Origin of the sequence: Streptomyces rubiginosohelvolus (genome assembly GCF_014649875.1) — a bacterium.
Taxonomy (GTDB): Bacteria; Actinomycetota; Actinomycetes; order Streptomycetales; family Streptomycetaceae; genus Streptomyces; species Streptomyces rubiginosohelvolus.
In genome coordinates, this window is the sequence record NZ_BMTW01000022.1 from 13,538 (window position 1) to 30,959 (window position 17,422).

18 protein-coding genes and 1 pseudogene are annotated in these 17,422 nt (G+C 68.6%); 7 read left to right on the plus strand and 12 right to left on the minus strand.

Annotated elements, in window-relative coordinates; all coding sequences use genetic code 11:
• Nucleotides 1-55: 55 nt before the first annotated feature.
• From rlmB to IE134_RS31725, 6 genes are all read right to left on the minus strand, one after another.
• Complete coding sequence (rlmB, locus tag IE134_RS31700; RefSeq protein WP_030720538.1) at nucleotides 56-1,012, minus strand: 23S rRNA (guanosine(2251)-2'-O)-methyltransferase RlmB; 957 nt, start codon at nucleotides 1,010-1,012, stop codon at nucleotides 56-58.
• Nucleotides 1,013-1,125: 113 nt separating this feature from the next.
• Entirely contained in the window at nucleotides 1,126-2,526 is a 1,401-nt protein-coding gene (cysS, locus tag IE134_RS31705; protein ID WP_030720535.1) for a cysteine--tRNA ligase, read from the minus strand.
• Nucleotides 2,527-2,663: 137 nt separating this feature from the next.
• A complete protein-coding gene (locus tag IE134_RS31710) occupies nucleotides 2,664-3,068 on the minus strand; it encodes a PPOX class F420-dependent oxidoreductase (protein ID WP_010063550.1) in 405 nt (134 codons plus the stop codon).
• A 147-nt stretch (nucleotides 3,069-3,215) separates the two neighbouring features.
• Entirely contained in the window at nucleotides 3,216-3,728 is a 513-nt protein-coding gene (gene ispF / locus IE134_RS31715) for a 2-C-methyl-D-erythritol 2,4-cyclodiphosphate synthase (protein WP_030720532.1), read from the minus strand.
• On the minus strand, nucleotides 3,718-4,485 hold the full coding sequence (gene ispD, locus IE134_RS31720; protein ID WP_032769402.1) for a 2-C-methyl-D-erythritol 4-phosphate cytidylyltransferase: 768 nt from the start codon (nucleotides 4,483-4,485) through the stop codon (nucleotides 3,718-3,720). The genes ispF and ispD overlap by 11 nt, the downstream gene beginning before the upstream one ends.
• A 371-nt stretch (nucleotides 4,486-4,856) precedes the next feature.
• Complete coding sequence (locus IE134_RS31725) at nucleotides 4,857-5,339, minus strand: CarD family transcriptional regulator (protein ID WP_003953493.1); 483 nt, start codon at nucleotides 5,337-5,339, stop codon at nucleotides 4,857-4,859.
• Between the two features lie 687 nt (nucleotides 5,340-6,026).
• On the opposite strand from IE134_RS31725, the gene IE134_RS31730 reads away from it, so the two are divergent.
• Nucleotides 6,027-6,773, plus strand: coding sequence for a hypothetical protein (locus IE134_RS31730; protein WP_030720527.1), 747 nt, complete (start codon nucleotides 6,027-6,029; stop codon nucleotides 6,771-6,773).
• Nucleotides 6,774-6,896: 123 nt separating this feature from the next.
• Here IE134_RS31730 and phoP read toward each other — a convergent pair whose 3' ends face one another.
• Entirely contained in the window at nucleotides 6,897-7,568 is a 672-nt protein-coding gene (gene phoP, locus IE134_RS31735; RefSeq protein WP_007446453.1) for a two-component system response regulator PhoP, read from the minus strand.
• Nucleotides 7,569-7,573: 5 nt separating this feature from the next.
• On the minus strand, nucleotides 7,574-8,836 hold the full coding sequence (gene phoR / locus IE134_RS31740) for a two-component system sensor histidine kinase PhoR (protein ID WP_030720523.1): 1,263 nt from the start codon (nucleotides 8,834-8,836) through the stop codon (nucleotides 7,574-7,576).
• 198 nt (nucleotides 8,837-9,034) lie between these two features.
• Between phoR and phoU the strand changes: the two genes are divergently transcribed.
• Nucleotides 9,035-9,712: a phosphate signaling complex protein PhoU gene (gene phoU / locus IE134_RS31745; RefSeq protein WP_006125649.1), complete on the plus strand. Its 678-nt coding sequence runs from the start codon at nucleotides 9,035-9,037 to the stop codon at nucleotides 9,710-9,712.
• 298 nt (nucleotides 9,713-10,010) lie between these two features.
• Nucleotides 10,011-10,160, plus strand: a complete 150-nt coding sequence (locus IE134_RS31750; protein WP_179255683.1) for a hypothetical protein — start codon at nucleotides 10,011-10,013, stop codon at nucleotides 10,158-10,160.
• 86 nt (nucleotides 10,161-10,246) lie between these two features.
• Here the strand turns inward: IE134_RS31750 and IE134_RS31755 are convergent, their stop codons facing one another.
• A complete protein-coding gene (locus tag IE134_RS31755) occupies nucleotides 10,247-11,575 on the minus strand; it encodes an MDR family MFS transporter (protein ID WP_098895242.1) in 1,329 nt (442 codons plus the stop codon).
• A 218-nt stretch (nucleotides 11,576-11,793) separates the two neighbouring features.
• On the opposite strand from IE134_RS31755, the gene IE134_RS31760 reads away from it, so the two are divergent.
• Complete coding sequence (locus IE134_RS31760; RefSeq protein WP_010063558.1) at nucleotides 11,794-12,555, plus strand: phosphoglyceromutase; 762 nt, start codon at nucleotides 11,794-11,796, stop codon at nucleotides 12,553-12,555.
• 78 nt (nucleotides 12,556-12,633) lie between these two features.
• On the opposite strand, the pseudogene IE134_RS34325 reads toward IE134_RS31760, so the two are convergent.
• From IE134_RS34325 to IE134_RS31770, 3 genes and pseudogenes are all read right to left on the minus strand, one after another.
• A pseudogene (locus tag IE134_RS34325) lies at nucleotides 12,634-12,810 on the minus strand (site-specific integrase); the annotation flags it as partial.
• A gap of 511 nt (nucleotides 12,811-13,321) precedes the next feature.
• Entirely contained in the window at nucleotides 13,322-15,118 is a 1,797-nt protein-coding gene (locus tag IE134_RS31765) for a GmrSD restriction endonuclease domain-containing protein (RefSeq protein WP_229823791.1), read from the minus strand.
• A 365-nt stretch (nucleotides 15,119-15,483) separates the two neighbouring features.
• Entirely contained in the window at nucleotides 15,484-16,224 is a 741-nt protein-coding gene (locus IE134_RS31770) for a class I SAM-dependent DNA methyltransferase (RefSeq protein WP_189432459.1), read from the minus strand.
• A gap of 96 nt (nucleotides 16,225-16,320) precedes the next feature.
• On the opposite strand from IE134_RS31770, the gene IE134_RS31775 reads away from it, so the two are divergent.
• The 3 genes from IE134_RS31775 to IE134_RS31785 all read left to right on the plus strand — a co-directional run bounded on the left by IE134_RS31775 (nucleotide 16,321) and on the right by IE134_RS31785 (nucleotide 17,391).
• The gene (locus IE134_RS31775; RefSeq protein WP_229823792.1) at nucleotides 16,321-16,713 is read left to right on the plus strand and encodes a YunG family protein; all 393 of its coding nucleotides are present in this window, start codon (nucleotides 16,321-16,323) and stop codon (nucleotides 16,711-16,713) included.
• 190 nt (nucleotides 16,714-16,903) lie between these two features.
• Entirely contained in the window at nucleotides 16,904-17,152 is a 249-nt protein-coding gene (locus IE134_RS31780) for a hypothetical protein (protein ID WP_010063563.1), read from the plus strand.
• The gene (locus IE134_RS31785) at nucleotides 17,149-17,391 is read left to right on the plus strand and encodes a hypothetical protein (RefSeq protein ID WP_030720470.1); all 243 of its coding nucleotides are present in this window, start codon (nucleotides 17,149-17,151) and stop codon (nucleotides 17,389-17,391) included. Before IE134_RS31780 ends, IE134_RS31785 begins: the two co-directional genes overlap by 4 nt.
• Nucleotides 17,392-17,422: the final 31 nt, after the last annotated feature.

The following is a 17,422-nucleotide window of genomic DNA, read 5'->3' on the forward strand; positions in this document are numbered from 1 at the left end:
TCGCCCGTCGACTCGCCCGGCGGGCGGGCCTGTCGACGGGCGAGCGCCCGGCGTTCTAGGCGCGGCGGCGCGCCACCTCGTACAGCACGATGCCCGCGGCGACACCGGCGTTGAGCGACTCGGCGCCGCCCGGCATCGAGATCCGCACCCGGTAGTCGCAGGTCTCGCCGACGAGGCGGCCGAGGCCCTTGCCCTCGCTGCCGATGACGATGACGACCGGGCCGTCCAGCTCTTCCAGGTCCTCCACCGTGTGCTCGCCGTCGGCGGCCAGGCCGACGACCGTGAGGCCCGCCTTCTGGTAGCCCTCCAGGGCGCGGGTGAGGTTGGTGACCCGGGAGACGGGGGTGCGGGCCGCCGTGCCGGCGGAGGACTTCCAGGCTCCGGCGGTCATGCCGGCCGCGCGGCGCTCGGGGACGACGACGCCGTGGCCGCCGAACGCGGAGACCGAGCGGACGATGGCGCCGAGGTTGCGCGGGTCGGTCACGCCGTCCAGCGCGACGATCAGCGGGTCCTCGTGGTTCTCGTCGGCGGCGGCGAGCAGGTCGTCCGGGTGCGCGTACTCGTACGGCGGGACCTGGAGGACGAGGCCCTGGTGGTTCAGGCCGTTCGTCATCCGGTCCAGCTCGGGGCGCGGGGCCTCCATCAGGTTGATGGTGCCGCGGTCGCCGGCGAGCTTGAGGACGTCGCGGACGCGCTCGTCGTTGTCGATGTACTGCTGGACGTACAGCGTCACGGCGGGGACGCCGTCGCGCAGGGCCTCGTAGACCGGGTTGCGGCCGACGACCATCTCCGATGTGCCCTTGACGCCGCCGCGCCGGGGCGCGGGGCGGCGTGCCGCGGCCTGCTTGGCCTGGGCGTTGGCGACCCGGTTCTTCTTGTGTCCCTTGCGGGCGGACGCGGGCGGGGTCGGGCCCTTGCCCTCCAGGCCACGGCGTCGCTTGCCACCGCTGCCGACCTGCGCGCCCTTCTTGTTGGACGTGCGGCGGTTCCTGCGCTGGCTGTTCCCGGCCATGACCTACCTGTTCCTGTAAATCCTCGATCCACACGCGGGTGTGGATCGTGTACGTCTCATCAGTGTGCCGCCCGGATCGCCGGGCGGCACCATTGCCCTGCTCAGAGGTTCGCTCAGCGCGGTCCCAGCGTCCACCGGGGGCCGGTGGGGCTGTCCTCGATGACGAGGCCGGACTGGTTGAGCTGGTCGCGGATGGCGTCGGCGGCGGCCCAGTCCTTGCGGGCGCGGGCCGACTGCCGCTGGTCGAGGACGAGGCGCACGAGGGTGTCGACGACGCCGTGCAGGTCCTCGCCGCGGTCGCCCTCGCCCGCCCACTGCGGGTCGAGGGGGTCCAGGCCCAGGACACCGAGCATGGCCCGGACCTCGGCGAGGCGGGCCGCGGCGGCTTCCTTGTCGTCGGCGGCCAGCGCGCTGTTGCCCTGGCGGACGGTGGTGTGGATGATCGCCAGCGCCTGCGGGACGCCCAGGTCCTCGTCCATCGCCTCGGCGAAGGCGGGCGGCACCTCGGCGGCGGGGGCGACGGTCTCCCCGACCTTCTCGGTGACGCGCTGGACGAAGCCCTCGATCCGGGCGAACGCGGACTCGGCCTCGCGCAGGGCCTCCTCGCTGTACTCGATCATCGACCGGTAGTGCGGGGTGCCGAGGTAGTAGCGCAGGACGATGGGGCGCCAGTGCTTGACCATCTCGCTGACGAGGACGGAGTTGCCCAGCGACTTCGACATCTTCTCGCCGGCCAGGGTGACCCAGCCGTTGTGCACCCAGTAGTTGGCGAACGTGTCGCCGTAGGCCTTGGCCTGGGCGATCTCGTTCTCGTGGTGCGGGAAGATCAGGTCGATGCCGCCGCCGTGGATGTCGAAGGCGGAGCCCAGGTACTTGTGGGCCATGGCCGAGCACTCCAGGTGCCAGCCGGGCCGGCCGCGGCCCCACGGGGTCTCCCAGCTTGGCTCGCCCGGCTTGACGGCCTTCCACATGGCGAAGTCGCGCGGGTCGCGCTTGCCGGTCTCGCCGTCGCCGGAGGGCTGGCGCAGATCGTCCAGCTCCTGGTTGGAGAGCTCCAGGTAGCCGGGGAGCGAGCGGACGTCGAAGTAGACGTTGCCGTCGGCCTCGTAGGCGTGGCCGCGCTCGATCAGGCCGCGCATCATCTCGATCATCTCGGGGATGTGGCCGGTGGCGCGGGGCTCGTAGGTGGGCGGCAGGCAGCCGAGCACGTCGTAGCCGTCGTTGAACGCGCGCTCGTTCTCGTAGCCGATCGACCACCAGGGGCGGCCCTGGTCGGCGGACTTCGCGATGATCTTGTCGTCGATGTCGGTGACGTTCCGGATGAACGTGACGTCGTAGCCGCGGTAGGTGAACCAGCGGCGCATGATGTCGAAGTTCAGACCCGAGCGGATGTGGCCGATGTGCGGTGCTGCCTGGACGGTGGCGCCACAGAGGTAGATCGAGACACAGCCCGCGGTGAGCGGGACGAAGTCACGGATCTGCCGGGCGCTGGTGTCGTGCAGGCGAATAGTCACGCCTCAAGGGTAGTAGGCCGACACCAGTGCCCCGCGACCCTTGGGGATCGCGGGGACAACTTTCTGGTACCGGGATGGTTCCGGACACCCCGGAGAGCGTTTTCCAGCCGTACGGGTACCGGGTAGCGCCCCGGGTCTCAGATGCTGCCGACCACCTTGCGCGGCGAGATCCGGACGACCACGCGGGGGTCGTCGGCGCCGGAGTTCGGGTTGAACTCCGCGTACGGCTTGCCGGTGTACTTCACCGAGAGCTCGTCGATCAGCTCCTGCCCGCCGTCCGTCGTCAGGGTCGCCTCGCCGCGGATCTCGGCGTAGCTGTACGGGGCGTCGAAGGGCTGGACGACCACGGTGACGCGCGGGTCGCGGCGGAGGTTCTTCTCCTTGCGGCGGCCGACGGTGGTGGAGATGAGGACGTCGTCGCCGTCTCGCTTGACCCAGACCGGGGAGACCTGGGGGCTGCCGTCGGGCTGGATGGTGGCGATGTTGACGAACACGGGGGTGTCCAGCAGGTTCTTGAGCTCGGTGGAGAGTGCGGCGGTCATGCGTACGTCCTCCTGTGCGCTGCGGTTCGGTCGGAGCTGACCGGTGTTCCGATGCTGCTCCTACCCGGCAACCGCGCGCGCTCCCGCTTCCTTCCCGCCGTGTCCGGCCGGAAGGGTGAACACCCCCCGGCCGGCGGGCCCCAGGACCTAGCGGGTCCGGTAGACCAGGGCGGTGGCGATGCCGGCGATGCCCTCGCCGCGACCGGTGAAGCCGAGCCCGTCGGACGTGGCGGCGGAGAGCGAGACCGGGGCGCCCACGGCGGCGGACAGCACCTTCTGCGCCTCCTCGCGCCGTTTGCCGATCTTCGGGCGGAGGCCGACGACCTGGACGGCGACGTTCCCGATCTCGAAGCCCTCGGCGCGGACGATCCGGGCGGCCTCGGTGAGCAGGGTGATGCCCGCGGCTCCGGACCACTCGGGGCGGCCCGTGCCGAAGTGCTGCCCGAGGTCGCCGAGGCCCGCGGCGGAGAAGAGCGCGTTGCAGGCGGCGTGCGCGACGACGTCGGCGTCCGAGTGGCCGGCGAGGCCCGGGCCCTCGCCCTCCCACTTCAGGCCCGCGCACCACAGCTCGCGGCCCTCCTCGAAGGCGTGGATGTCGGTGCCGATGCCGACGAGCGGGATGACGGGGGCGGGGCCCACCGCGGACGTGTCAGAAACCATCGTTGGCCCTCCTGCGGGCGAGTACCGCTTCGGCCAGCACCAGATCGAGCGGCCGGGTCACCTTGAACGCCTCTTCGTGGCCGGGGACGACGACCACGGGCCGGCCGAGGCGTTCCACCATGCCCGCGTCGTCCGTGGCGCCCTCGCCGTCGACCGCGACCTCGGCGTGCGCCCGCTCCAGCGTCTCCCGGTCGAAACCCTGCGGCGTCTGCACCGCGCGGAGCCTGGCCCGTACGGGGGTGGCGAGTACGGGCTCCGGCTCCCCGGGCGTCGCGGCCGGCTCGACCTCCTTGACGGTGTCCGCGAGCGGCAGCGCGGGGACGACGGCGGGCGCCCCGTCCCGTACGGCGGCGGCGACCGCGTCGACCGTGTCGACCGGCACCAGCGGGCGGGCGGCGTCGTGGACCAGGACGACGGCGACGTCCTCGGGCAGCGCTTCGATGCCGAGGCGGACGGACTCCTGGCGCGTCTCCCCGCCCGGCACCACCAGGTAGTCGGTGCGCTCGGGCAGCGCGTGCTCGTCGAGGAGGTGCTTCACCTCGGGCGCGCCGTCCGGCGGGGCGACGACCACGACGAGGGAGACGGCGCGGGAGGCGGCCATGGCGCGAATGGCGTGGATCAGCATGGGCGTCCCGCCGAGCCCCCGGAGGGCCTTGGGCGCGCCCGGACCGAGCCGCACGCCCCGCCCGGCCGCGGGAATCACCGCGGCGGTACGGGGAGGGCGCGGACGGGCGGTCGGGGGTGGCGTCGATGACATCGGTTGCACTCCGAAGGTCCGAGGGGTCCGAGGGGGCCGAGGATTCGGGGGCCCGGGAGAAAGGTCCGAAGGTTCGGCAGGTTTGTTTCCACGACCGACATGGGTAGGGGCCCAGCGAGCCGGGCGTGACACCCTGACTCGCACCGGGCCCCTTCCGTGATCACCCGCCCGGTCGAGCGCAGGTCTCGCCGGGCTCACACAGCACCGGGGCCGCCTCTGCTCGACGGCCCCGTCAACACGGATTCGGGTAGTTCACGGATTCGGGATACGCGCATGCGGGTCCGAACATGCCGCAGCGCCCGACGACGCAGCGTGAAAACGGCTGGTCAGCGGGCACCGCGGCACATTCATACGACCGGTGCGATCCGGTTTCAGGACGCGAGGACCTCGTCGAGCAGAGCCTCGGCCTTGTCCTCGTTCGTGTTCTCCGCGAGGGCGAGCTCGCTCACCAGGATCTGGCGGGCCTTGGCGAGCATGCGCTTCTCTCCGGCGGAGAGACCGCGCTCGCGCTCCCGACGCCACAGGTCACGGACGACTTCCGCGACCTTGATGACATCGCCGGAGGCGAGCTTCTCGAGATTTGCCTTGTAACGCCGGGACCAGTTCGTCGGCTCTTCGGCGTACGGCGCACGCAGCACCTCGAAGACCCGGTCCAGCCCGTCCTGCCCGACCACGTCGCGCACGCCTACGAACTCCGCATTGTCCGCCGGCACACGGACCGTCAGGTCGCCCTGGGCGACCTTGAGCACCAAGTAGGTCTTGTCCACGCCTTTGATCTGGCGAGTTTCGATAGCCTCGATCAGCGCGGCCCCGTGATGGGGATAGACCACGGTGTCGCCAACCTTGAACGTCATGTGACAGGTACCCCTTCCGTGGCTATCCAGAGTAACACGAGAATCGACTCTCCTGAATGGCGTTTTCGCAGGTCAGGGCATATCTCGGGGCTTGACAACAGCGACACGAACGTGCTGCGGAAGGCATCCGGAGGACGGTATTCGCAGGTCGGAGCCGCTGTGCGCCCGGAGTGAAACATCCACGTCACACGGCCCGGAAGCCCTACAGAAGAGGACGAAAGTACCGTTTTGTCGGTTTTGAGATGGCGATCATTCCCTACTCCGTTCGGTGATCGCTCACCCGTACGGGTGCAACTGCCCGGCCGCAATGAATTTGATCAAGCCAAGCCCCACACGGCACTTTCCGCCCGGAACGCGAAGGCGAACGCGAAGGCGAAGAAGCCGCCCGGCGAAAAAGGCCGAAGAAGCGGCGGGGCGCCCGGAAGAATTGATCACGCGGATTATGTGAACAGCACATGACCTACCGGCCGGTAGAACACCCCTGCGGTGGCCCGGGCCCCCGCCTGATCGTCGATCGGACCCACCCCCGGCCGACGAGACACCTCCTAGAGGCGGGTCGGGTGCAGGGCGGGCGCGGCGGCTCGGTAGCCTAAGGCCGCTGACACACCCTTAGGGCGGCTTTACACCACCGCCCGACGCCCGACGTCCGAAGTCCGCAGTCCGAACGTTCAAGGAGTTGCCGCCGCCGTGAGCCGCAGCCTTCGACACGGCGCCCTCGCCGCCACCGCCACCGCGCTCTCGATCTTCTCCCTGTCCGCCTGTGCGGCGGGCAACAACGCCGAGACGCTCAAGATCCGGCCGGACAACCCGGCCACGACGGTGGGCGACATCAAGGTCCAGAACGTCAACGTGATCACGCAGCCCGGCGCCGCCCCGGACGGTCCCGCCGTCGTGGCCGCGACGCTGTTCAACGGCGGCACCGAGCGCGAGGTGCTGGAGGCGATCACGCTGCCCGGCAGCGACGTCGAAGTGAAGCTCCAGGCGGCCGGCGGCAAGGGCCCCATCGTGGTCCCGGCCGGGGGTCAGGTCATCATCGGCGGCAAGGGCAACGCCGCCGCCGTGATCGAGAACAGCGGCGAGGCCGCCCGCAACGGCGACGTGCAGCAGGTCGTCTTCAAGCTCAGCCGGACCGGCGATGTCGGCCTCGGCGCGAGTGTCTTCCCGGCCGAGGGCTTCTTCAAGGACTTCGGTCCCAGCCCGAAGGCCGAGGCGCCCGCCCCGAAGCCGAGCCCGACGCCGTCCGGCAGCGCGACCGGCGACGCCGAGACCCCCGGCACGGCCGAGGGCGCGACCGGCGGTACGCCGGCGGACGGCGCGGCCGCCGAGGGCGCCACGGGCCAGGGCGAGACGGGCACGCAGGGCCAGACGGGCGCCCAGGGCGACGCGGCCACGCAGGGCGCGGGCGACGGCGCCTCGGTGCCCGCGGCCAACTGACCGCCGCCGCCGAACCCCGTAAGCCAGGCGGCACACGCACGCAGCACGCCGAAGGGGCGCTTCCCGTCCGGGAAGCGCCCCTTCGGCGTACACGGGACCGTGCGGACCGCGCGGTCTCGCGGTTTACGGCTCGAACTTGTACCCCAGGCCCCGCACGGTGACGAGGTAGCGCGGCGCGCCCGGGTCGGGCTCGATCTTGGCGCGCAGGCGCTTGACGTGGACGTCGAGGGTCTTGGTGTCGCCGACGTAGTCCGCGCCCCAGACCCGGTCGATGAGCTGCATCCGGGTCAGCACGCGGCCCGCGTTGCGCAGGAGCATCTCCAGGAGGTCGAACTCCTTGAGCGGGAGGTCGACCTTGCCGCCGGAGACGGTGACGACGTGCCGGTCGACGTCCATCCGGACCGGGCCCGCCTCCAGGGCGGCCGGGGTGACCTCCTCCGGCTCCCCGCGGCGGCGCAGGACCGCGCGGATGCGGGCGACGAGCTCGCGGGAGGAGAAGGGCTTGGTGACGTAGTCGTCGGCTCCTATCTCCAGCCCGACGACCTTGTCGATCTCGCTGTCCTTGGCGGTGACCATGATCACCGGGACGTTGGAGCGGCTGCGGAGCTGGCGGCACACCTCGGTGCCGGGCAGGCCGGGCAGCATCAGGTCGAGGAGGACCAGGTCGGCGCCGTTGCGCTCGAACTCGTCCAGACCGTCGGGGCCGGTCGCCGCGATGGCGACCTCGAAACCTTCCTTGCGCAGCATGTAGGACAGGGCGTCGCTGAAGGATTCCTCATCCTCGACGACAAGCACTCGGGTCACGGAAGAGCCTCCGGGGCAGGGAAGGGGTCAAAGGTGTCGGTCTCGTACGGCCCCTCGTCGTCGCCGTTGACGATAAGCGGTCCGCCGGTGGTTCGCTCCCTCGTGGCGCCCGTTTCGGGCAGCCGGAGGGTGAAGGTGGAGCCCTGTCCCTCGGAGCTCCAGACGGTGACCTCCCCGCCGTGCGAGGCGGCCACGTGTTTGACGATGGCGAGGCCGAGACCGGTGCCACCGGTGGCCCGTGAGCGGGCCGGGTCGACGCGGTAGAAGCGCTCGAAGACCCGTTCGCGGTCCTTCTCGGAGATGCCGATGCCCTGGTCGGTGACGGCTATCTCGATGAGGTCCCCGCCGGGCGATGCGAGGCGGCGTGCGGCGATGCCGACGCGGGTGTGGGCGGGGCTGTAGTTGACGGCGTTCTCGACGAGGTTGCCGAGCGCGCCGACGAGCTGGCCGCGGTTGCCCCAGACCGTGAGGCCCTCGGCGCCCGCGGAGGCCATGGTGATCTGCTTGGAGCCGGCCTGCTGGCGGCAGCGGTCGATCGCCTCGGCGACCAGCGTCTCCACCTTGACCGGCTCGGCGTCCTCCAGCGGGTCGTCGTTCTGCACCCGGGAGAGGTCGATGAGTTCCTGTACGAGGTTGGTGAGCCGGGTCGCCTCGATCTGCATCCGCCCGGCGAACCGCTCCACGGCCTCCGGGTCGTCCGAGGCGTCCATGACCGCCTCGGAGAGCAGGGAGAGCGCCCCGGTCGGGGTCTTGAGCTCGTGGCTGACGTTGGCGACGAAGTCGCGCCGTACCGCTTCTATCCGGCGGGCCTCGGTGAGGTCCTCGACGAGCAGCAGCACCAGCCGCGAACCCAGCGGGGCGACCCGGGCGGAGACGGCGAGGGTGTCCCCCCGGCCCGTGCCGCGCCGGGGCAGGTCCAGCTCGACCTGTCGTATCTCGCCGTCCCGCCGGGTGTCCCGGGCCATGTTGAGCATCGGCTCGACGGACAGCCGGCCGCCTCGCACCAGGCCCAGGGCGTACGCCGCCGAGCTGGCCTTGACCACGCTGTCGCTCTCGTCGAGGACGACGGCGGAGGAGCTGAGGACGGAGAGGACGGTGTCCACTCCGGGGGGCAGAGCGGCGTTGCTGTCGGGCCGCAGCGAGGTGCGCGTGGGCCGTTTCAGGTCGCGCTCGCTCCAGCGGAACGCCAGCATGGCGATCACACCGGTCAGGAGACCGGCGATCGCCGCAGCTGCGGCGACCGCCGCGTTCACGTCCATGCTTCAAGGTTATGCGGGTGCGACGAGTCCCTCCCAGCCGTCCGAGTGCCATCTCGAACACTCGTCGCCCAGAGTTCACCGAGGGGTAGGAGCCGGTTCACTTAGGGGGCCGGATCCGGACGCGTTACGGCCCCACCGTGTAACCGTGGGGGTCGGTCCGAGACCCCGGCCTCAGTTTGGAACTGGAGAGGGACTTCCATGCGCGACGCTTACCACGAGGAACTCGATTCGATCGGAGAGGGCCTGGTCGAGATGGCCCGGCTGGTCGGCTCGGCGATCGGGCGGGCGACCACGTCCATGCTCGACGCCGACCTGACGCTGGCGGAGAACGTGATCGCCGGCGACCAGAAGGTCGACGACCTCCAGCACGACCTGGAGGCCCGCGCCATCGCGCTCCTGGCCCGCCAGCAGCCGGTGGCCACCGACCTGCGCATCGTGGTGACCTCGCTGCGGATGAGCGCCGACCTGGAGCGCTCGGGCGACCTCGCCCAGCACGTGGCGAAGCTGGCCCGGCTGCGCTTCCCGCAGTCGGCGGTCCCGCACGACCTGCACGCCACCATTCTGGAGATGGGCCAGCTCGCCCAGCGCCTGATGGCCAAGGCGGCCGAGGTCATCATCACCAAGGACGTCGACCTGGCGCTCCAGCTGGAGCAGGACGACGACGAGATGGACCTGCTGCACCGCACGCTGTTCCAGCACCTGATGGACGACCGCTGGAAGCACGGCATCGAGACGGCCGTCGACGTGACGCTGCTGGGCCGCTACTACGAGCGCTTCGCCGACCACGCGGTGTCGGTGGCCAAGCGCGTCGTCTACCTGGTGACGGGCGAGCACGCGGACGAGATCCAGGCGGCGGCCCCGGTCGAGGGCGCGTAGCCGAGGGCGCGCTGCCGGTGGGGCACCCGGGCGCGGTCGAGGGCGCGTTGTCGGTGGGGCACGGTCGAGCGCTCACGGGGGGACGGGCCGGGGCGCCTCCGGCGTACCACCGGCGCTTCACCGGCGTACGCGAGTCGCACATCCGTTCCTGCGCGTGTGCGCCGTTGATGCGCCCGCCGGGATGGGCATGCAATGGGGCGGGGGCGGCGCCATGGCCGTGAGCGGTGGGTCATGCCGCACGTCCCCGGCGGCGGCGCACCGGCGTCCGCCGCCCAGCCGTATGCCCTGAGGAGGGACCATGGCCGATTCCCCCACGACCGAACCCCAGCAGGAGACCCCGACCGAAGTGGTGCGCCTGACCGTGCTCGGCGCCTGCGGATGCGGGTCGGGCTGCGGGTGCGGCTGCCAGTCCGGTGCCCCGTGCCAGTGCGGCGGCTGCTGCGGCTGACCCGTACCCGTACAGGTACACGTACGGATGCGAACGCGCGGCGCCCACCCGGTGCAAGGCCCGGCTGGGCGCCGCGCGCCGACGATTCAGCGGGCCCGCTCGACCGCCGCCGCGGGTGCGGCCTCCGGTTCGGCCTGGTCCGGGCGGGCCTCGGCCGGTACGGGCGCGGGCTCGGGGAGCACATCCGCTCCGGTCTGCTCCCCGCGCGGCAGGTTCCGCATCAGCAGCCAGTAGCCGAACCCGGCGACGGTGCCGATGACGGCGCAGGCGGCCCACAGCCAGGCGGCGCCGTAGTGGTCGATCACGAAGCCGGACATCAGCGGCGCGACGAGCGCGGCCACCGACCAGGACATCGTGTACATGCCCTGGTAGCGGCCCCGGCCCTGCGCGGGCGACAACTGGACGACGATCCCGGTCTGGGTGGGCGCGTTCACGATCTCGGCCAGCGTCCAGACGCAGACGGTGAGGGCGTACGCCGCGACCGACCCGGCGAAGGCGGTGAGTCCGAAGCCGTACCCGGCGAGCAGCGAGGAGATGATCAGCAGCCGGCGTGGGTCGCGGTCCTGGATGAAGCGGGTGACGGGGATCTGGAGGACCACGATCAGCACGCCGTTGACGGCGATGGCGGTGCCGAAGTCGGAGCTGGACAGCCCGTCCGTGCCCATCGCCACCGGCAGCCCGACGTACCCCTGCTGGAAGATCAGCGACACCAGGAACGACAGCCCCACGACGCCCATGAAGCGCCCGTCGCGCAGGACGGTGGTCAGCCGCACCTCGTCCCGGGGCCGCTTGCCGCCGACGCTCTTGACCACGGCTTCCTCGGGCCGTGACTCCGGCACCTTCAGGAAGACGAGGACGGCGCAGACGAGGGTCATCAGGGCTTCGCCGAGGAAGCCGGCGAGGTAGCTGTACTCGGCGATGAAACCGGCCCCGGCGGAGGAGATCGCGAAGCCGAGGTTGATGGCCCAGTAGTTGAGCGAGAAGGCCCGGACGCGGTCCTTCGGGGGCACGATGTCGGCCATCATCGCCTGGACGGCGGGGCGGGAGGCGTTGCTCGCCATGCCGACGAAGAACGCCACGGCGGCGATGGCGAAGGGGTGCTGCATGAACCCGAGCACCGCCACGGACACGGCGGTGGACGTCTGGGCGATCAGCATGGTGGGCCGCCGCCCGAGCCGGTCGGTCATCACGCCCGCGCCGAGCGAGGAGATGACCCCGCCGAGCCCGTGGAGGGCGGCGACGAGCCCCGCGTACGAGGCGGAGTAGCCGCGGTCCAGGGTCAGGTAGAGGGCCATGAAGGTCGCGACGAACGCGCCGAGGCGGTTGACGAGGGTGCTGGTCCACAGCCACCAGAACTCGCGGGGCATCCCGGAGACGGTCTCGCGGGCGGCTGTGCGCAGACCGGCGACGGACATAAGGATTCCCCCCACGGGACGTACAGACGGACGGATGCGGCAGGGTTCCCGGGTAACACCCCCGGCCCCGTCCGAGACATTACGAAGCCCGGCTCCCCGCCCGCCACTGGATTGACGCCCCCCGTCAATCGTCCGCGCGCCGGGCGCCCGGGCCCCGGCGCTGTCCGCGTTACGGGCGGGCGCGCGGGGGTCGCACGGGTTCGATTACGCTCGGGCTCATGGCCGACGCACCGTACAAGCTGATCCTCCTCCGCCACGGCGAGAGCGAATGGAACGCGAAGAACCTGTTCACCGGTTGGGTGGACGTCAACCTCACCGAAAAGGGCGAGAAGGAAGCAGTCCGCGGCGGTGAGCTGCTCAAGGACGCCGGTCTGCTCCCCGACGTCCTGCACACCTCCCTCCAGCGCCGCGCGATCCGCACCGCGCAGCTGGCCCTGGAGTCCGCCGACCGCCTGTGGATCCCGGTCCGCCGCTCCTGGCGCCTGAACGAGCGCCACTACGGTGCGCTCCAGGGCAAGGACAAGGCGCAGACGCTCGCCGAGTTCGGCGAGGAGCAGTTCATGCTGTGGCGCCGCTCGTACGACACCCCGCCGCCGCCGCTGGCCCGCGACGCCGAGTACAGCCAGTTCGACGACCCGCGCTACGGGACGCTCCCCCCGGAGCTGCGCCCGGACACGGAGTGCCTGAAGGACGTCGTCGTCCGCATGCTCCCGTACTGGTTCGACAGCATCGTCCCGGACCTCCTCACGGGCCGCACGGTCCTGGTCGCCGCGCACGGCAACAGCCTCCGCGCCCTGGTGAAGCACCTGGACGGCATCTCGGACGAGGACATCGCGGGCCTCAACATCCCGACGGGCATCCCGCTCTCCTACGAGCTCGACGCCGACTTCAAGCCGCTGAAGCCGGGCGGCACGTACCTGGACCCGGATGCGGCGAAGGCTGCGATCGAGGCTGTGAAGAACCAGGGCAAGAAGAAGTAGGTTCGCTGATCATGCCCCCGACCTGCGCATACGGCGCGGATCGGGGGCATTTTCACGGCCTGGGCCCACTGTGGGACCTCAGCGGGGCGAATCCTCCGGCGGCCGGAGTGCCTGCCCGAGTGCTTTTCGGGCCCGGTCCCGGCTGCTCGGCATGAGGTGCGCGTACACCTTCAGCGTCAGCCCGGGGTCGGAGTGCCCGAGGTACTCGCTGACGGCCTTGATGCTCTCCCCCGCGTCCAGCAGAACGGGGGCGTAGTTTTCGCCAGCAGCCTTGCCCCGATGTTGCGCGGCTATCTCGCGGAGTCTCTGGCACAGTATGACTTCACTGCGGATAGCAAGACTCACGTCACCGATAATCCCATGACAGTTATTCAAGTCGGCCCGTAGGGCGTAGGGGACAGTCTGTAGAACGATCGAGGAAGAATTTACCAGAGCCGAGGTGAACACCGCACGGCCAGAGGAGCTAGCCCTCAGCGAGACGGACGCCAATGTGGACTGATGGCCGATTCTTTGGTTTCCTCATAGACGGCAGCCCAGGGCGCCATGACTAACCTGCAAACCAGAGCGACCCGCGTGAGCACAGTTCTACGGCTCAGCGAAGCCGCCTCGGCGCTAGCCTCAAATACCATGGCCCTGACCTCCTGTTTACCGAGCAAGACCGAAGGCCGCCCGACGCGCCGGAAGCTATACGAGCCATGATCACATACGCCAAGGCAGCGTCATTTCCGAAGCAGTTCCCACCGCTCTACTTGCAGAGCGTGTACCGTCAACTGAAACCTTTTGCTAGCGCTGCGATCTTCCTGACCTCGGTGACTGATTCCGTGGAAGAGCCTCGCCTAATGAAGACGCGATCTCCGCAGTAGGAGAGATCACTCTGACCGGGAATCAGGACCCTAATGACCGAGAGACCTTTGTATTCGATCGTATCTACACCGCTCAGAATCTGAGTTGCTAGAGGCTCGCTGATCGGCTGTTGGGATAGTTTTGTCACGAAGCGCTGCACGTAAGCATCCAACGACATCTTCAGAATTTTCGCCTCTCTATCCACTCCGACGACGTGATGATGTCGACCGACCGGTACGGCAGTCACAGAGTCGAGATTTTCGACTCGCTTTACATCGGATTCCTTGTCTGCCACACCGATGAAAAGATATCCCTCATGCCCTCGTTGCACATTAGCGATTCCACAAATGGTTTCTGCTAGCCGCACGAAGAGGCCGTCGTCTCTCACCCTACGATCATCTAGCCTGAGAACCCCCTGCTTGAACTCATACCGACTAGTTTCGATTTTGGACCTACGCAGAGAGTTCTCAAAATCTAGCGCCAAGCCGGGGCCATGCCCGAACACCGGCGGCACCTTCGCTACGAAATGCTTCTGAATTAGCCCTGTGATCATGTCGATATTCGAAGTTCGATCTTCGGCAGAAGTGTAATGCCGCGCACTCTTGAGACGGGGCCCCACATTCCTGATGGCTTTCACGATGGCCGCATTATCGTCGGGTGACTTCTGCTGGCGAACAATGAGCTCGAAAAATGACATGAAAATTGCATAGAAGGGTGTACGGATTGGATTTCCGCCACCAGGACGAACCAGGTTCCGTAGACCGTTAGGGCCGGCGAGCTGAGAGTCAATTACCTCTGTAAGAACAGAGAAAGTTGACTGGATTTCCGACTGAAGTCGCCTACCACCATAGGCGGCTAGAGTTCTTTCCAGCCGCTTATGCTTTTCGCTTTGTGAGTCATAAATCTCATCGAACTCCTCTTTACTTGCAGGAAAAGGGATCCCGGACAAGATGGAGGCAGAAATGTCTGCCACCATTTGCTCATCATCGCCCTCCCGCAACTGCTTCACATTAAGAATTCCATGCCTGATCCACACAGTATCCTCCGCCCGCACCCCATACTGCTGGTTCTCCCGAGAGGATTCGATAGAGATACTCGGCATGTCATGCAGCAGTACCACGTCATCCGAGACGTCACCCCTCAGAGAGCTTGCCACCGTTCGCACAAGCTCTGAGAATTGGTTGAGCATTCCCGCTTGCCGCTTCTCCTGAGCGCTCAATTGGCGCCCGTTCGAGTTGATTCGACTAAATACGTCGGTGATTTGCCCCTCGGTTTGGGTTGGGAAAATCGTGACAGCCAACTGGTAATCGACCAGGTTCGCACATTTATCAGCAGGAAGTAGGCTCCCGGCATCGACAGGCTTAAATGCGCCGGCAGCAGCTGCTTGGCGCGCCCTAGCGCTTTGACCTAGATCGAAATGCATACCATTGTATTCAAACTTTTGCTCAATGAAGGCAAAAATGGCATCAAGACGCTGCATTCCATCGATAATCTCATACTTGCCACTCCCGTGAATCTCAGGCCTTTCGGCTAGGAGAATCAGCGGGATAGGATAGCCGTCCAGAATGCTATCGATCAGGAGTTGCTTCTCGGCGACCGACCAAACCAGCTTTCGTTGATACCGTCGATTTACGAGGAGTGAATCCTCTCTAAAGAGTCGATACGCCTCCGTAACGCTCATGCCTCGGGGGGTGATGGAAACGTGGACTTCAGACGACAAGATCCGCTCCCTCAGGTGGGTAATGCTGGCATCACAGCTCGGCACGCACGTGCCGCCCGCGTCTGAGTTTTGGCAACGACGGATAGCGTTACGTGCCCCGGCAGATCAGGACGGTGCGAAGCGAGGCAACCCGACGAAGGGAGGGGGCTCTTCCGCCTGAAGCTGGTGACCACAAGTTGAGCTCAGGAATCACTAGCTCCGGCTGACATCCCCCGGTGACATCAACAGCGCGGACAGCGAACGTCCCAGGCTCGGGCGCGACCGGAAGGAGCCGCCACGGAGCGACCCGAAGGCTGTGGATCGCATTATCGAATCGGGACATAGGGTCGATTCAGAGAAATTTCCGCCGATGAGGGCCATCTGTCTCAAGCCGGCTTGCGCCAGACTGAGATGTGCTTGGCGGAGTCGTCGGTGAAGGGTGAACCGTCCCAGTCCGCCACGCGCTGTTCCAGCTCAAGGCCTGCGATGCGGGCCATCAGGTCGAGCTCCGCCGGCCAGGCGTACCGGTGGCGGGAGGCGCCCCTGCGGTAGTGGCCGTCCTCGCCTTCGCGGGTGAAGTGGTGGGAGACCAGCAGCTGTTCGACCAGGTCGAAGGTGTCGAAGCCGAGATGCCGGTCGGAGACGTCGAACGGCACCGCGGCCTGACCGGGCGGCAGGAAGCGTAGTGGCGGTACGCCCAGTTCGATGACGAACCGGCCGCCGGGGGCCAGATGGCGGGCCGCGTTGCGGAAGCACTCGACCTGCTCGTCCTGGGTGAGCAGGTTCGAGATGGTGTTGTAGACGAGGTAGACCAGGGTGAATTCGCCGGGGACGACGGTGGTGGCCATGTCCCCGATGGTCACCGGGAGGGCGTCCTCGTCGGCCTTGCCGCGGAGCACCGCCGCCATGGGCTCGGACAGTTCGATGCCCGCCACCGGCACGCCCCGTTCCCGGAGCGGCACGCCCACGCGCCCGGTCCCGATGGCGAACTCCAGGGCCCGTCCGTCTCCGGCGAGTTCGGCGAGGAAGGTGAGTGCCGGTTCGAGGGCGGCGTGCGAGGAGTTCTCTGCCTCCTCGGCGTCGTAGCGGTCGGCGGTCGCTCGAGTCCACAGTTCGCTGCTCGTCACGGGCGACCACTCTGCCGGGCGCCCGGGGAGCCTGTCGACGGAATTTGCCCCGGAAGCGGCCCGGCGTTGTCAGTGCCCCCTGCCACGATGATCCCCATGGCGACGACCTACCTTCTCACCGACATCGAACAGGCCCTCCGCAGCAGTTGGAGCGCCGAGACCTGTACCCCGGAGTACCGGGACCGCTGGACTCCGGACAATCCGGCGCGGGATCAGTGCGGGGTGACCGCCATGGTGGTCAACGATCTGCTCGGCGGGGAGCTGATCCGGGGCGAGGTGCATGTCGACGGGGTGCGCACCGACTTCCACTGGTGGAACCGCCTGGGCGCGGGTCTCGACATCGACCTGACCCGGGAGCAGTTCGGGCCCGAGGAGGTCGTCGTGGGCGGTGACGTCATCGTCCGGCCGCCTGTCGGCGAGTGGCGGCGGCTTCAGGAGGAGTACGCGATCCTGCGCGACCGGGTCGCGGAGCGGCTCGGGCGGGGGTGAGTCCCGGCCGGGTCGCGGAGCGGCTCGGGCGGGGGTGGGTGAGTCCGGGCGGGTCTTCGTGTACCGCCGGCCGGCCCTTCCGTACCCGATCCGTGACCCGGTCGCCCAGGCCGAAATGCGCCTCGTACGAACTACGGTGGGCCCATGCCGTCCGTCTGCTTCCAGGGCAAGGAGATCGAGGAGAGCGATCATGGGTGAGTCTCTGAAGACCTTCGTCGGCGGTACCGAGGTCGAGGTGCCCAACAGCATCCCGGACATCCGGGCGACGCTCCCCGAGGAGAGACGCGAGGAGTTCGACCTCGCGATCAACGAGGCGGGGGTGCACGAGATCCAGGCCGTCATGCGGCACTGGATGCTGGAGGCCGTCCCCGATCCCGAGGCCGAGAAGATCCTGGACCGGCTGGCGCGGGACGAGGCCGAGAGGCGGAGCGTCGCTTGAGCTTCCGCATCTCCTACGCACCGCCCGCCGACGACACCCTGGCCAAGATGCGCGGCGGCGAGGCCTTCCGGGACGAGATGGTCCGCACCCTCGGCATGGAGCCGTACGGGCACGCCTCCTCCGCCGTCAAGCGCGAACGGGACCGGCGTGAGGCGACCGTCGCCGGGGCCATCGTCCTCTACTACGTCTCCCGGTCCGTCCTGACCGTGACCGTCGTCCGGCTCGTGCCTCTGCCCTGATCCCCCACGGCCGCGGCGCCCCTGCCCCGTG

Coding starts and splice junctions, on each gene's coding strand:
- rlmB (WP_030720538.1), bottom strand. CDS start 1,012: ATGGCCGGGAACAGCCAGCGCAGGAACCGCCGCACGTCCAACAAGAAG.
- IE134_RS31710 (WP_010063550.1), bottom strand. CDS start 3,068: ATGACCGCCGCACTCTCCACCGAGCTCAAGAACCTGCTGGACACCCCC.
- ispF (WP_030720532.1), bottom strand. CDS start 3,728: ATGGTTTCTGACACGTCCGCGGTGGGCCCCGCCCCCGTCATCCCGCTC.
- ispD (WP_032769402.1), bottom strand. CDS start 4,485: ATGTCATCGACGCCACCCCCGACCGCCCGTCCGCGCCCTCCCCGTACC.
- IE134_RS31725 (WP_003953493.1), bottom strand. CDS start 5,339: ATGACGTTCAAGGTTGGCGACACCGTGGTCTATCCCCATCACGGGGCC.
- phoR (WP_030720523.1), bottom strand. CDS start 8,836: ATGGACGTGAACGCGGCGGTCGCCGCAGCTGCGGCGATCGCCGGTCTC.
- phoU (WP_006125649.1), top strand. CDS start 9,035: ATGCGCGACGCTTACCACGAGGAACTCGATTCGATCGGAGAGGGCCTG.
- IE134_RS31750 (WP_179255683.1), top strand. CDS start 10,011: ATGGCCGATTCCCCCACGACCGAACCCCAGCAGGAGACCCCGACCGAA.
- IE134_RS31755 (WP_098895242.1), bottom strand. CDS start 11,575: ATGTCCGTCGCCGGTCTGCGCACAGCCGCCCGCGAGACCGTCTCCGGG.
- IE134_RS31760 (WP_010063558.1), top strand. CDS start 11,794: ATGGCCGACGCACCGTACAAGCTGATCCTCCTCCGCCACGGCGAGAGC.
- IE134_RS31775 (WP_229823792.1), top strand. CDS start 16,321: ATGGCGACGACCTACCTTCTCACCGACATCGAACAGGCCCTCCGCAGC.
- IE134_RS31780 (WP_010063563.1), top strand. CDS start 16,904: ATGGGTGAGTCTCTGAAGACCTTCGTCGGCGGTACCGAGGTCGAGGTG.